The 15,208-nt window shown below is 61.5% G+C and carries 11 protein-coding genes; 2 read left to right on the forward strand and 9 right to left on the reverse strand.

Going from position 1 to position 15,208, the window contains the following annotated elements; genetic code table 11:
• Positions 1-30 precede the first annotated feature (30 nt).
• From fdxA to Q0K62_RS02470, 6 genes are all read right to left on the reverse strand, one after another.
• A complete protein-coding gene (gene fdxA / locus Q0K62_RS02445; RefSeq protein WP_297316391.1) occupies positions 31-348 on the reverse strand; it encodes a ferredoxin in 318 nt (105 codons plus the stop codon).
• Complete coding sequence (locus tag Q0K62_RS02450) at positions 345-1,925, reverse strand: amino acid permease (protein WP_297316392.1); 1,581 nt, start codon at positions 1,923-1,925, stop codon at positions 345-347. The genes fdxA and Q0K62_RS02450 overlap by 4 nt, the downstream gene beginning before the upstream one ends.
• Positions 1,926-2,136: 211 nt before the next feature.
• The gene (locus Q0K62_RS02455; RefSeq protein WP_297316393.1) at positions 2,137-3,753 is read right to left on the reverse strand and encodes an altronate dehydratase family protein; all 1,617 of its coding nucleotides are present in this window, start codon (positions 3,751-3,753) and stop codon (positions 2,137-2,139) included.
• 701 nt (positions 3,754-4,454) lie between these two features.
• Entirely contained in the window at positions 4,455-5,861 is a 1,407-nt protein-coding gene (gene uxaC, locus Q0K62_RS02460) for a glucuronate isomerase (protein ID WP_297316394.1), read from the reverse strand.
• A gap of 192 nt (positions 5,862-6,053) precedes the next feature.
• Entirely contained in the window at positions 6,054-7,067 is a 1,014-nt protein-coding gene (locus Q0K62_RS02465; RefSeq protein ID WP_297316395.1) for a LacI family DNA-binding transcriptional regulator, read from the reverse strand.
• A complete protein-coding gene (locus Q0K62_RS02470) occupies positions 7,064-8,134 on the reverse strand; it encodes a LacI family DNA-binding transcriptional regulator (protein WP_297316396.1) in 1,071 nt (356 codons plus the stop codon). Before Q0K62_RS02470 ends, Q0K62_RS02465 begins: the two co-directional genes overlap by 4 nt.
• 244 nt (positions 8,135-8,378) lie before the next feature.
• On the opposite strand from Q0K62_RS02470, the gene Q0K62_RS02475 reads away from it, so the two are divergent.
• Complete coding sequence (locus tag Q0K62_RS02475) at positions 8,379-10,031, forward strand: mannitol dehydrogenase family protein (protein WP_297316397.1); 1,653 nt, start codon at positions 8,379-8,381, stop codon at positions 10,029-10,031.
• Between the two features lie 83 nt (positions 10,032-10,114).
• Positions 10,115-11,242, forward strand: a complete 1,128-nt coding sequence (gene uxuA, locus Q0K62_RS02480) for a mannonate dehydratase (RefSeq protein ID WP_297316398.1) — start codon at positions 10,115-10,117, stop codon at positions 11,240-11,242.
• A 355-nt stretch (positions 11,243-11,597) separates the two neighbouring features.
• Here uxuA and Q0K62_RS02485 read toward each other — a convergent pair whose 3' ends face one another.
• The 3 genes from Q0K62_RS02485 to Q0K62_RS02495 all read right to left on the reverse strand — a co-directional run bounded on the left by Q0K62_RS02485 (position 11,598) and on the right by Q0K62_RS02495 (position 14,882).
• Positions 11,598-13,043: a tagaturonate reductase gene (locus Q0K62_RS02485; RefSeq protein WP_297316399.1), complete on the reverse strand. Its 1,446-nt coding sequence runs from the start codon at positions 13,041-13,043 to the stop codon at positions 11,598-11,600.
• 93 nt (positions 13,044-13,136) lie between these two features.
• Complete coding sequence (eda, locus tag Q0K62_RS02490) at positions 13,137-13,802, reverse strand: bifunctional 4-hydroxy-2-oxoglutarate aldolase/2-dehydro-3-deoxy-phosphogluconate aldolase (RefSeq protein WP_297316400.1); 666 nt, start codon at positions 13,800-13,802, stop codon at positions 13,137-13,139.
• A gap of 75 nt (positions 13,803-13,877) precedes the next feature.
• On the reverse strand, positions 13,878-14,882 hold the full coding sequence (locus Q0K62_RS02495; protein ID WP_297316401.1) for a sugar kinase: 1,005 nt from the start codon (positions 14,880-14,882) through the stop codon (positions 13,878-13,880).
• Positions 14,883-15,208: the final 326 nt, after the last annotated feature.

Below are 15,208 nucleotides of genomic sequence, written 5' to 3' on the forward strand. Positions count from 1 at the left end.
TGACGGAATCGGTCTCGAGGCCAGGCGGCCTTACTTCTGGGGAGGGAGGGCCGTGACCCCTTCGGGGTCGTGATCGTAGGAACCCACAGCGGCAGCCCCACCCGCATCGCCGACCTCGGCGAAGAAGTCGCTGGCGGCATCCTTGTACCAGGCCCACTCATCGGGAAGGTCATCCTCGTAGAAGATGGCCTCGACCGGGCAGACCGGCTCGCAGGCACCGCAGTCAACACATTCGTTGGGGTTGATGTAGAGCGAACGCACACCCTCGTAGATGCAGTCGACCGGGCATTCGTCCACGCATGCCTTGTCCCTGACATCGACGCAGGGTTGGGCGATGACGTAGGTCATAGGTGAACCTCCTGAATAACTTGGTCCAGTCTACCCCCGGATTGGGACCCCTGGTCCTCGATCCCCTCCCGGGTGGACTCGGAAACGTCACTGGTCAGCTGGTGACGGCCCAGGAGGGAATGATGGTAGGAGTAGCAGAAGTAGATGACGAAGCCGCAGGCCAGCCAGACCACGAACCGGATCCAGGTCAGGACGGTCAGGTTGAGCATGAGCCAGAGGCAGGCCAGGGCGATCAGGATGGGGACCCAGGGGTTGCCTGGCATCTTGAAGGACCTGGGCAGGTCGGGACGACGCTTGCGCATGATGGGCAGGGAGATGGCCACCAGGAGAAAGGCCGAAAGGGTGCCGATGTTGACCATGTCGGAGAGGACGTCGATCCGGAAGCAGGAGGCCACTATGGCCACCAGGATGCCTCCGGCGATCTGGATCCGGGCGGGTGTGCCATGCCTGCCGGTCTTGGAGAACGACCGGGGCAGAAGACCGTCGCGGCTCATGGCGAAGACGATACGGGTAAGACCCAGCAGGAGGACCATCACCACGGTGGTCAGGCCGACGACGATGCCGAAGGAGATGATCTTGGCGGCCCAGGAGGCTCCCACCATCTCGAAACCGGTGGCCAGGGACGGGCTCTTGGACTTGGCCAGATCCTTGTAGGAGACCATGCCGGTGGTGACGATGGCCACCAGGATGTAGAGGACGATGACGATCAGCATGCCCAGTCCGATCCCCCTGGGGATGGTCTTGTGGGGTTCCTTGGCCTCCTCGGAGGTGGTGGCCACGATATCAAAGCCGACGAAGGCGAAGAAGACCAGTGCGGCGCCCGAAAGGATGCCGGGAATGCCATAGATGGTGGGCTGCATACCGGAGACCCACTGCCAGAGAGGCTGCCCCATGATACCGGAAACGGATGCGCCGGGGACATCGGAGGCGGGCTCGGTCGGCGGGATGAAGGGATGGTAGTTCTCGGCCTTGATGTAGAAGAAGCCGACCACGATGACGAAGACCACGATGCCGATCTTCAGGACGGTCAGGGCGCCGTCGAAACGGGCCGAGAGCTTGGTGCCCAGAACCAGAAGGACCGTGAAGAGGGCAACGACGACCAGGGGTGCCAGGTCTACGGTGAGCGGCCCCAGCCGGAAGCTGCTGGAGAAGGACTTCCCACCCATCAGATGGATGAGGTCATTCAGGTAGACGCCCCAGTACTTGGAAATGACCGATGCGGCCATCAGCATCTCCAGGATCAGATCCCAGCCGATGATCCAGGCCACCAGCTCACCTATCGTGGTGTAGGTGAACGTGTAGGCGGATCCCGACACGGGGATGATCGAAGCGAACTCGGCGTAGCACATGACGGCCGCTCCGCAGACGACACCGGCGATGACGAAGGAGATGATGACGGCGGGTCCGGCGTGGAAGGCCGCCGCCTGGGCGCCCACGGAGAAGATGCCCGCTCCGACGGCTACCGCGACGGCCATGATGGCCAGATCCCACGTGGACAGGGTCCGCTTCAGCGAACGCCCCTCCTCACCGGTCTCGGCAAGGGTCTGCTCCACCGACTTCTTTCTGAAAAGTTCCATCGCTCTCCCGATTCTTGGATCATGGTGCACGCAAGTATCTCCAGCCCATCACTATAGGAGAGGGGGACCCCGATTGGGACCCTGCCTTTTATGGCATGGCACCCCCCGGAACCCCGGCGGGCTTCGGCGGACTGGTCAAGCGCGGAAACCGGCGGGACACAGCAAATGCCCGGACCATCATGGCCCGGGTATCCGATGCCCCATATACGACCTACTCGGTCGGGCCGTCCTTGAAGATGGCTATATCCTGCATGCCGTTACGCTCGTTGCAGGTCTCCTCCCCGTTGACAACGGCGAGGACCTTCCTGCGGAAGTCTTCGAAGACACGGTCACCCGGCTCATCCAGGAGACGGCCGGCGTTGAAGTCGATCCACCGGTGTTTCTTGGTGGCCAGGGGGGTATTGGTGGCCACCTTCAGAGTAGGGACAAAGGTTCCGAAGGGCGTCCCCCGCCCGGTTGTGAAGAGGACCACCTGGGCTCCGGCCGCGGCCATCCCGGTGCTGGAGACCAGGTCGTTGCCCGGCGTCTGGAGGAGGGAGAGACCAGGCCTGCGAATGTGGTCTCCATAGTGGAGAACATCCTCCACCTCGCAACGACCGCCCTTGCGGATACACCCCAGGGACTTGTCTTCCAGGGTGGTGATTCCGCCCTTCTTGTTCCCCGGAGAAGGGTTGTCGGATATGACCTCGTCGTATTTGCGGAAGAATCCCTTGAAATCGTTGATCAGATCAATGATGTCATGGAAGACCTGCTCGTCGCGAGCCTGACTCATCAGGACCTGCTCCGCCCCGAACATCTCGGGTACCTCGGCCAGGACCACCGAACCACCCTGGGAGACCACCCATTCCGCAAACCGACCCACCAGGGGGTTGGCCGTGATGCCTGACATGCCATCGGACCCACCGCACTTGACACTGACATTGAGCTCGGAGAGGGGAACCTCTTCACGGTGGTCACCGGCCGCGGCCTCGTTGATCTGGTCCAGGAGGGCATCGGCCTCGTCCAGCTCGTCCTCCACCTCCTGGCAGATGATCCAACGGACACGGTCCTTGTCGTAATCACCCAGTGTTGCCAGCATGTCCTCCATCTGGTTGTTCTCACAACCCAGGCCGACCAGGAGGACCCCGCCAGCATTGGGATGGGTGGCGATGTCCTGGAGACAACGCCTGGTGTAGACAAGGTCGCCTCCCAACTGGGAGCACCCATAAGGATGACGGGCCACAACCACTGAGTCGAAGGACCCGTTGCCATGGTGGCGGGCCGAGAAGGACCGGGCCATGGCATTGCAGAGACTGTTGATGCAACCGACCGTGGGGACTATATAGAGGTCATTACGGATGCCGACCTTGCCCGTCGAACGCTTGTACCCCCGGAAGGTTCCGGACGGACTGCCCGGCTTGACCGTGTCGGTGACCGGCCGGTACCGGTAATCCAGGTTGGCCCCCAGGTTGGTGGCCAGGTTGTGGGTGTGGACCCACTGCCCCTTATGGATGTCCTCCTTGGCATGGCCGATGGCATAGCCGTACTTGACGACGTCCTCCCCCCTGGGGATGTCCCGGAGGGCCACTTTGTGTCCACGGGGGACCTTGTCGAGCACGACCACCTCGCCATGGCCCTCCACCTGAACCTTCTCGCCCGGTTCCAGGCTTCTGGCGGCCACGGCCACCATATCCTTCGGATTCAGGAGGATCGTATCCCGCCCGGTCCGTTCCGGTATCTCCTTGACATAGTCATGTTTCAGGCCGGTGTCATCTCCCGTATCACAGGTGGGAACGAATCCCGTGGAGCCACCCTCTGGAACCATGCACTGTCGCGTTGTCTCACTCATACCTTCAAGCTAATGGGCGGCTTCAGACACGAATCACTTTGTTGCCAGCCTTTGCGAAGGTTGCGACCGCCGGTCCGGACCAGTTCTCCACGTGGCAACATCGTGGCTGTCATATCCGCGATTCCGACAAGTACACATGCATCATCGCGCACACGGCCGGTTACGTCTCAGCATGAAGAAAGACACCGCTGCGTAAGCCGCATTGCTTATGTTCGGCCTAGATAGGAATTCAATGCGCAAGGGTACCGGCAGAGAACCGCAACCCGCAATGAATACCATCTTTCCATGCACACCGGAAAGAGGAACCGGACCAATCCAGGGCAGATGGAAACATTTCCTTGAGTGGATACCTCATAGTCGGGGAACGATTGGCGAGGAACCTAAACAGCAATATCAACCAGAGGTTGTTCCATGGAAATCAGGATCGTGCCGTCTTGCGCGATTGTCGCCGATCCTTTGAATACCAAGCAGGACAGGCGGGGAAATGAGCACTCGGATGTGCCGGATACCCTAACAGGATATTCATGAAGGACCCTGCCGAACTGGTGGACCAACGCCTGCTCACGGCCTTAGGGGACGGCAATCCGTCAGCCGCCGACGGTCGACAGACAACCAGCCCAATATTCCAGGACAGAACGTGCCTGCTTATACGGATTATCAATTCATATAGGCAAACACGTTATTCACAACCTACTGATATATCAGTCCTCGAAGAGGGCCAGGGCGTTCTCATAGGAGACCGCACGGACCAGAGGAGCCAGATACTCCTTGTCATCGGGGATGGTACCCTGTGCCGCCCAGTCGCCCAGGAGACCGCAGAGCACCCTGCGGAAGAGCTCATGCCTGGGGAAGGAGAGGAAGCTGCGGGAGTCCGTGGTCATCCCCACCGCGTTGCCCAGGAGGGATGTCTCGGCCACAACCTCAAGCTGGCGGCGCATCCCGGTGACCGTATCGTTGAACCACCAGGCGTTGCCCAGCTGGAGCTGGCCGCGATTATCGCCTCCGAAGCAGCCCAGGTCAGTGGCTATGGCCATGTAATCATTGGGGTTGAGGGAGTAGACGATGGTCTTGGGCAGGGTGCCCGAGCTCTGTGCCTGGTCCAGGAGGGCCACCAGCGGGGCTGCCACCAGGCCATCGGCAATGGCATCGTAGCCCGTGTCGGCCCCCAGCTCCCGGAAGGCGGTCGAATTGTTGTTGCGGCTGGCATGAAGGTGGAGCTGCATGGTCCAACCCTTGTCCTTGTAAATCCTCATCAGCTCCAGAAGAAGGGCCGCTCGATACTGGGACTGCTCGTGGTCGTCGAGAACCTGGCCCGCCCTGGCCTTGCCGAAGATGGCGTCCAGTTCCCCGGTCGTGGCCGGTGCGAACTCCACCACATCGACGGCGTGGTCGGAAAGCCTGGAACCGTGCCGATGGAAGTAGTCCACACGTTCCCTCAGCGCATCGACCAGGTCGCCGAAACCGTTGATTGACCTGCCACAGACCGACTCCATGACACCGATCCACTCCCCATAGTCGTCGGCAGTCGGATTCAGGGCCACATCCGGACGGAAGGCGGGAACCATCCTGAAGGACTCCCCCTCCTTGGCAAAGAGCTCATGGTATTCCAGACTGTCCTCGGGAGAATCGGTGGTGCAGACTACCTTGGCCTTCATCCGGCGTAGGAGGGCCCTGCGCGAAAACTCCGGGGTGGCCAGCTGCTCGTTGGTCTGCTCGAAGATGGACTTGGCGGACCTGCCGGTCAGGGGCTCGGTAATGCCGAAGTAACGACGGAGCTCCATATGGGTCCAGAGGTAGACGGGGCTGCCCACGGCCTCTTCCATGGTCTGTGCGTAGGCCAGGAACTTGTCCCATGGGTCACCGTCACCGGTTATCAGCCGTTCAGGCACCCCGTTGGCCCTCTCCAACCTCCACTTGTAGTGATCGCCGTAGTTATGCCCATCAGTAAGCCAGGCATCGACAATATTGCCGAAGTTGGGATCCTCGTAGATCTCCTTGGCGTGGAGGTGGCAATGATAATCCACCAGGGGCAGATCCTCAGCCACATCATGGAAGAGTTCCCGGGAAAGCTGCGTCCCGAGCAGATAGTCATCATCCAGGAAAGCCACTGCAAACTCCTTAGTCGAAAATGGCGAGTCCGGGATTCCTGCCCCCATGAATTCAGGAGCCGCCTGTGCACAGGGCAAGGAGGCAGTCGGGACCGCATGGAATCGGAACTCGTATATACCATGGGTCAGCCTATCCGCGCCGGGAAAGGTATGGGGATGGTGTTGCCATGATTTGCCGGGACACCGTCCTCCTCAGGATGACCGGGTTCCGGTCTTCCCTACGCTCTCCCGTACGATCAGGTAGGAGGGGACCATGATGCTCTGCCCCAGGTCGGTCCGACCATTCAGCCGTTCCAAGAGGAGGGTGGCCGCGGTCTTGCCCAGCTTTGGCGGTGAATTACCCACACTCGAAAGAGGCGGTTCACTGACCTGGGCCATGGTGTCATTGTCGAACCCGATGATCACATAATCCTCCGGGCAGCGGCGACCATGACGACGCATGGCCGCCATGAAACCCAGAGCCATGAGGTCGTTGTGCGCGATGACCGCCCCGGTGGGGTCCTTCAGGTACCGCCCGACCATGGCATACCCTCCGACGAAGGTGGGAGAACCGGGCCAGATGCGCCGAACCGTCACCCCACGCTTACGGAACTCCTCGGAGGTATGGTTCCACCTGACCCCGACGGACCATGACGAGGAGGGACCATCCAGGTAGGTCACCCGCTCGAATCCCATGGACACCAGAAGATCAACCGCCTGTCGGATTCCTATCGTGATATTGATTGCCACGCTGGGTACCCCCCGCACGGTCCGGTTGACCACGACGATGGGCCTGGTCTGGGCACACTTGCGGATCATGGCCTCAGGCATCCGGGAGGATGTCAGAATCACCCCGTCAACATAGGCCGCAATCTTGTTGAAAGCCGCCCTCTCCCTGGTTGCGCTCTCTTCGGATTCGGCAACGATAAGAGCGAAACCGGCCTCGTTGCACTCGTGCTGTACTGAACGGATGATGTCGGAGAAGAACTGGTTGGCGATATCGGGAACGATTATGGCCACCATTCCGCGCAGGGTCCGGGAGGGGACCGTGTCGACCAGCTCCGTATAGTACCCCAGGGCATCAGCCGCTACGAATATCCGCCTGGTTGTGGCAGCGCTGACCCGGTCCGGCCGGGCGAAAGCCCTGGATACCGTCGAGGGGGAGACACCAGCCTTCTCGGCTACTTCCCTAATGGTTACGCGATGAGGCCGGGAGTGGGAACTCATGATAGGGATTCACTCTCCGCCACGTTCCGCCCTGAGGGCTTATCCAGTCTGGCACCGGTGCTCTGCCTGATGATCAAGTGAGCCGGGACGATCGGAGTGGCTGCAGTCGAAGTCGTACCGGCCAAACGCTGCATGAGAAGGTCGGCCGCCCCCCTGCCCAAGGCCGACAGGGACATATGAATGGTGGTCAAGGGTGGACTACTGACCATGGACATGGTGTCGTTGTCGAATCCGATAACCGAAACGTCTCGCGGGCACTCACAACCCAGCCGCCTCAGGGCCACAATCAGTCCAATGGCCATCAGGTCGTTATGGGCGATGACCGCCCCGGTGGGGTCATCCAGATACTTCTCGGCGTATGAGTAGCCGCCATAGAAGGTAGGGGCGCAGGGTAGCGAACGCTTGACGGTTATCCCCTTGGCATCGCACTCGTTGAAGATGTGCCGCCACCGGATGCCCCCCGACCAGGAGGCCGCCGGCCCGTCCAGGTATGTCAAACTCCGGTAGCCCAGGGTGTGGAGGTGATCAACCGCCTGGCGTGCCCCCTTGGAAACGTCGATACAGATGCTGGAGACACCCCGAACGTCGCGGTTGACGCTGATCAGAGGGCGCAATTGGGCACACTTGCGAATCATGGCATCAGGCATCCTGGGGGAAACCAGGATGATACCCGAAACAACAGGGGCCACTGTATCGACGATGCGGCGCTCCTTGGTGATGGACTCCCTGGTCTCCAGAATCAGGGTCTCGAATCGAAAGCGCTCGCATTGGTCCTGTATGTTGCGGATGACCCCGGTGAAGAACTGGTTGCCCAGATCGGGCACGATGACAGCCACAAGGCCCCTCCCCTGGGTGCCCGGCCGGCTGTCGACCATGTCGCTGTGGTAGCCCAGGGCATCTGCAACCTGCTGGACCTTCCGAGACGTCGAGATGCTGACGCGGTCCGGACGTGAGAAGGTGCGTGAAACCGTGGAGGGGGAAACACCGGCCTGACGGGCCACATCATAAATGGTGACGCGGTGGTTGCCGTTGGAGGAATCACCCTCCGAGTCCGCTTCGGTCTTCATCTATCCGTATCAGCCTTCCCCTCACCGGCCCCCGGCGTCCGAAATGGACGCCTGCGTCGCAAGTACTACTTATGGCCAAGTATAGGTGAACCCAGCCTTCCCATGGCAACCTCATGAGTCATGAGAAACAAACGGCAACTCAGGAGGCCGATGTGGACCGGCTTGATAGGTTCGATATACAGAGAGGACAGGACGGAGACGCCCCCGCCTCCGCATACGGTTCTTTTTGCAAAGGAAGACGCTGATGCTACACCTGAGTGACAATATCAATACCGAAAACAAGGTCTGGCAGGAGACAGGTGTGGCCCTGCCATCGTTCGACATCGATGCGATGCGCCAGGCCACCAACCGTTCGCCCGCCTGGGTCCACTTCGGGGCCGGCAACCTCTTCAGGGCCGTTCACGCCCCCATCGCCCAGAAACTCCTGGATCTGGGATCCACCGACAGGGGCATCCTGGTGGCCGAGTCCTTCGACCCGGCCATCATCGACCAGGCCTACACCCCCTTTGACGACCGTTTCCTCCAGGTCATCCTGAAGGCTGACGGATCCATGGAAACCTCGCTGATCGCCTCGGTGGCCGGCACCTACCCCCTGGGGGAGGATCCGAAACCCCTGCAGGACCTGAAACGGGTCTTCCGCGATCCCGGACTGCAGATGATCACCACCACCATCACAGAAAAGGGATACGCCCTGGTCGACGCCAAGGGTGAGCCCCTGCCCTGGATCGCCCCGGAATTCGAGGGAGGACCCTCCCAGGCCAAGAGCGCCATCGGCGTCATCACGGCCCTTCTCCTGGAGCGATTCCAGGCGGGCTCCTTCCCTCTGGCCCTGGTCAGCACCGACAACTTCTCCCGAAACGGGGAACGGTTCGGACAAGCCGTCAGACAGATGGCTGACGAGTGGATCAAGAGGGACCTGGCCGGGCAGGACTTCGGCGACTACCTCAGGGACGGGAAGAAAATCACCTTCCCCCTGACCATGATCGACAGAATCACCCCCAACCCCGACAGGGAGGTTGGCCGACGGCTCGAGGCCCTGGGCATCGCCGACACCGCACCCTTCCGCACCAAGGGCGGAACCGCCATGGCCTCATACACCAATACCGAGGAGACCTGGTACTGGGTGGTCGAGGACGACTTCCCCGCAGGCCGTCCGCCACTGGAGAAGACCGGGGTCTACATGACCGACAAGGACACCGTCAACGCCGCCGACCAGATGAAGGTCACCACCTGTCTGAACCCGCTCCACACGGCCTTGGCGGTCTTCGGGATGCTCCTGGGGTATCCGACCATGTCCAGGACCATCGCCGACCCGGACCTGAAGGCCCTGGTCACCCGCCTTGGTTATGTGGAGGGGTTGCCCGTGGTCGAGGACCCGGGCATCTTCTCCCCCAAGGAATTCCTCCGTCAGGTCATCGAAATCAGGGTCCCCAACCCCGGACTGCCCGACACCCCGGCGCGTATCTCCACCGACACCTCCCAGAAGATTCCTGTCAGGTACGGCAATACCATCAGCAAGTACATCCGAACCGAGGGGCTGGACGCGGCCGACCTGGAGGCCATTCCCCTGATCATCGCCGCCTGGCTGCGGCTCCTGATCGGTTCGGATGGACAGGGAACCGACGACGCCGGGCGGTCCATCAAACTCAGCCCCGACCCCCGCATGGAGGAACTCCAGAAGATCCTGGGCGGCATTCCTCTGGACGGCTCCGTCAAGGAGGAGACCCTGGCCGCGACCATCAAACCCATCCTGGCCGACGCCACGATCTTCGGGACCGACCTGAACACCACACCGCTGGCGGGCAAGGTCGCGACCGACATGGCCTCCATGTGCCTGGGCCAGGGAACTGTGGCGGACACTCTTCACAAGGCCACGGCCGCCTGGCAGAACCAATAGTCATTCCGGCGTCCTGCCCCGGACCGGGGGACGGAAAACACAAGGGCCGTGTCCGATGGATTCGACCGTAAGGAGAGAACATCATGCATATGGGATTCCGCTGGTACGGTGAAGGCAACGACACCATCAGCCTGGATGACATCCGCCAGATTCCCGGGGTGGAGACCATCGTCTGGTCCCTCCACCACAAGCAGGCCGGTGAGGTATGGCAACCCGACGAAATCGAAAAGGCCATGGCCACGATAACCGGGCTTTCGGCCAAGGACCGGGCTGCGGGCATCACCAAGACCTTCAATGCCGATGTGGTCGAATCAGTCAACGTCCACGAATCAATCAAGACGGGGTCGACGGTCCTGGGAATGAGCCGGGACCAGGCCATAGAGGCCTACATCGAGACCGTGGCGAACCTGGGGAAGGCCGGGGTCAAGGTCGTCACCTACAACTTCATGCCGGTCTTCGACTGGCTACGGACAGAGATGTTCCATCCCTGCCCCGACGGGTCGACCGCCCTCTACTACAACCAGCACCAGGTGGACCAACTCAGCCCCCAGGGCATCATCGACGAGACCCTGAAGGGGGCAGGCGCCCTGACCGTGCCGGGTTGGGAGCCCGAACGACTGGCCCACCTCCCCGAGCTGATGGAGGCCTATCAGGGGATGGACCACGAGAAGATGTACGCCAACTACAAGTACTTCCTGGATGCCGTGATCCCCACCTGCGAGCGCTACGACGTCAAGCTTGCCGTCCATCCGGACGATCCCGCCTTCGACCTGTTCGGATGGCCGCGTGTGGTCTCCAGCAAGGAGGGGATCCAGCGGGTGCTGGACCTGAATCCGAGCCCCCGCAACGGCCTCTGCCTCTGCCTGGGCTCTTTCTCCTCCAGGAGGGGGAACGACGCGGTGGACGCGGTCAAGACCTTTATGGACAGGATTCACTTCAGCCACGTGCGCAACATCCGCTTCACCGACCAGGACGGGTCCTTCTTCGAGGTGGGGCATCGGGCCAGCGAGGGCGACGTGGACACCGTAGGCATCATGAAGGCATATGCCGAAGCCGATTATCAGGGCTATATCCGCCCCGACCACGGGCGGCATCTATGGAGTGAGAACACCGAGGCCGGCCGTCCGCGCCCTGGTTACGGCCTGTACGACCGTGCCATGGGCATCCAATATCTGTTGGGAGCATGGGACGCATTCCGGTATAACCGCTGAGGCAGCCCGGTAGCAACACCACCAGGGGTCCACTCGTCCCGTCCGACGGGGGACCCTGTCCTTTGACTATGGAAGAGACCACGCCGGGCCAGGTCTGGTCTCTGGGCGATCTCAGGAAAGGCACCGGATTCCAGACTGGAACCGGCCTCGGGAAGAAACCGGTGACTGGACCCCATAATAGGGAAGTGCCCGATGAAAGGTTCGGGTCAATCGCGAAACCCGATCTGACATCAGGCACCTGTTCAGTGTTCTCCATCAGGGCTGATACCCCGATGAAAGCTTCATATGACCGCCTGAGACGGCGGACAGGTTGTGGCCGTTCGGCCCTCCACGGGAAGCCCAGCCTTCCGATCAATCAGGCCAAACGGTCGATCAGGGGCTGAACGCCCTCATCGGCAATCCGGTTCAGGTCCGACCGAACGGCATCGACCAGTCCCTCGATCCGTGTCAGGTCATGGCCCCAAAGGGAGGTGGCGGAGAGGACCCTGCGGGCATAGTCATCCCGGTCAGCCGCACGACGGAAGGTGTCGATGACCTCCGGATCATCCTGGATCCGCACCGCATCACCTGTCCTGCCTCCATAAATCCACAGGAGGCAGGACAGGGCCAGGACGATACGCTTCGGGAGACCACGCCCCTGCTCCGCATTGGCATTGATCAGGGGGAGGAGACGGGCGACGAACTTGGAGACCGAGTTGAGTCCGATGGAATCAAGAGAGTGCCGGATGAAGGGATTGTCGAACCGCTCCCGTACGGCCGCCGCGAAGTTCTCCAACTCCTCCCTGGGCAGACTCTGGACGGGGATGATCTCCTCCTCCATTTCACGGGTGATGAAGGAACGCATGGTCTTATCGGCCATGACCTCTCCGACGGTCCGGAATCCGGCCAGGCGGGCCACCTGGGCCATGGTCGTGTGGGGTCCGTTGAGCAGGTATACCTTGCGCTCCCTGTAGGGCTGAACGGCATCGCAGGTCACCAGGTCGATGCCGGCCTTCCGGGCGGGAATCAGCTCCTCAACCTTGCGTTGGGCGGCCTGGTCACCGGCCACCACCCAGAGAAGGAAGGGCTCGGCCTTGACCATGTTCCGGTCCTCATAGCCCAGCTTCCCCCATAGCTCCTCCGCATCGTCGCGCGGGTAACCGGGGACAATCCTGTCCACCAAGGTGCAGACGAAGGTATTCTCCCGGTCAAGCCAGTCGATGAAGTCCTGTCCCCATCCGAACCGGGTGGCGACCTCGATCAGGGCCCGATGCAGGGCCAGACCGTTTTCGGCGATCAGTTCGCAGGGCACAATCAGGAAGCCCGGCAGTGACTTGTCAAACCTGCGCTTGAGGAGGTGGGCCAACTTGGCCGGATAGCCGACGGGGGGCTGGGTTGCGACCGTATCCGCATCATCGACCGCAATGCCGGCCTCGGTGGTGTTGGAGATGATGATCTGCGTCTCCGGGTCATCAGCCAGGGCCAGATAACCCTCCCAATCCCGGTAAGGGTTGACGGTCCTGCCGATGGAGTCCACCAACTCATGACTGCGGACGGGCCGGCCATCCTTGAGCCCCTCCAGGATTACGGTATAAAGCCGATCCTGGTCCTCCAGGGCCTGGACCCTACCGTATTCAAGGGGTTGCACCACTGCGACGTTCCCCCCGAACAGGCCCTTATCGTTCAGCTGCTGGACTATCCAGTCCACAAAGGCCCTGAGGAAGTTCCCCTCGCCGAACTGAATGACCCTGATGGGCCGTCGGGCCGCCTTCGAATCGGTTAGCCCCAGGCGGATGGCCTCCGCTTCTTGCAATCTCTGCACAATCGCTCCTCTCCGCTCTCCTGTCTCCACCTCTCCCGGAAGGCCTGCCAGGCCGGTTTTCCCTATAGCCGAAGACGGGTCCGGACCAGCCGATCAGCCTTGTACCAGCTTCCTGGCCTGCCCGCAAGCATCGGTGACGGCCTTCCAGTCGCCTTGGCGCTGGGCCGCGGACGGCACCGGGAAACTTCCACCCACAGCGAAGACGTTGGGAAGGTCGATGTACTCGCGGACGTTCTTCAGTCCCACCCCCCCGGTGGGCAGGAAGCTCATCTCGGCAAAGGGGCCGGACAGGGCCTTGAGGGTCTTGACCCCGCCATAGGCCTCGGCAGGGAAGAACTTGGTGAAGCGCAGACCGCGGTCGTAGGCCTTCTCGATGTCGCTCGGGGTTGCCGTTCCCGGCAGGACCGGAATCCGGGAGTCGATGCACCAGTCGACCACGGCATCACTGAAAGCCGGGGAGACTATTCCCCTGCAACCCGCCTGGATGGCCTGGCGGGCCTGATCCACCGTATGCACGGTCCCAGCCACCAGTGTCACCTCGGGCACCTGTTCGTGAATGGCCTCCATCCCATCCAAGGCGGCCGAGGACCGGAAGGTCACCTCGGCGATCGGTACCCCGCCTGCAGCCAAGGCCCTGGCCAGCGGGACCGCTTCTTCGGCGGAATGCAGGGTGACCAGGGGAACCACCTTGATCTTACGGATCAGGTCGATCAGTCCGGTCTCATCCTCCAGAACACCCGACTTGTCAAACTCGCTCATACTTGCTTCCTTCTCTTGTGGAATCCGTCGTTCATCTTCAAGCAACACGCCCGGTCGGGGCATCCCCGCACCAGTTCAGACGACCTGCCGTACAGCTGCACGCTGGTGACTGGCCATGAAGTCCTCCAGCTCGGCCTTGGTGGGCAGGCCCTCGTTATCGGAGACCACCTGGGTCTGCATGGCCCCGATGGCACACCCACGTTCCAGAGCCTCCGACATGGGTCGTCCCTCCAGGAGGGCGGACAGGACCCCGGCCGCGAAACCATCTCCGGCACCGACCGTATCCACGACCGCATCAACCTTGAAACCAGGAACGTAAACACACTCGTGGCCGTCCGTTGCATAGGCCCCGTCGGGGCCATCCTTGACGACCGCGTAATGGGCGCCGTTGTCGATGAAAGCCTGACCGATGTCGCGCACCTTTTCCAGGCCGAACAGGTGCTTGCCCTCGGAGATGCCCGGCAGGACAAGGTCGGCCTTGGAGCTCAGGGCCAGAAGGGTCTGCTTCATCTGCCCATCGCTCTTCCAGAGGGCGGGGCGCTCGTTGGGATCGAAGGAGACAAAGACATGGTTGGCCCGGGACTGTTCCATGAGGGTCTTGCTGGCTTCCAAGGTACTGGCTGAAAGGGGCGGGAGGATGCCGGTCATATGCGTCAGGGATATGCCCGTGTAGTCGATGCTCTTAATCTCGGCGGGACCGATGGCCGAGGCTGCCGAATCTTTACGGAAGTAATAGGTCTTGGGATCGCCCTGCTCGACCTTGGTCTTCATCATGAAGCCTGTGGAGCGGGTGGTATCCACCCCGACCAGAGAGGTATCCAGACCGTTCTGCCGCATAAAGTAACGTATCCGATCGCCAATCGGATCCTGTCCGACGCGGGTCATATAGACCGGACACTGGCCCAGGCGTTTCAGACCGATGGCCACGTTAAGCTCAGCACCGGCCACCGATGCACTGAAGGATCCGACCTCACTGCAAGGCCCCTCCTCACCGGCGGCGAAAAGCCCCATGCCCTCACCTACCAGAAGAACCTTGCCGGGGTGGACGCCATTGACCGATATGTCGTGTGAGACCGCCATAACATTCCTTCCATGACCAGGACACCGATGGACCCGACAGGCCCGCTTCACCCCGCACCACCGCGGGAGGCAGCCTGATACAGTCACTGCAGTCTCAAAGCTATGTGCCTGAAGGAAGGCACAGGAAAATGTTGCCAGCTGTTGCTTGTTCCCGACAACGGCATCGGGAACAAGCAGGCATTCAGATTCGCGATATAAGCGATACGGTCACCGAATCACTCCAGCACCGACCGATGCCGGGGCGACCACACCGGATGCGACTCCTGTCAGACCAGGTTGATGCCGGGTGTGACCGGCTCGGGGACCAGATGGATGCCGAAGGTCCG

This window comes from uncultured Bifidobacterium sp., assembly GCF_945269915.1.
Taxonomy (GTDB): Bacteria; Actinomycetota; Actinomycetes; order Actinomycetales; family Bifidobacteriaceae; genus Bombiscardovia; species Bombiscardovia indica.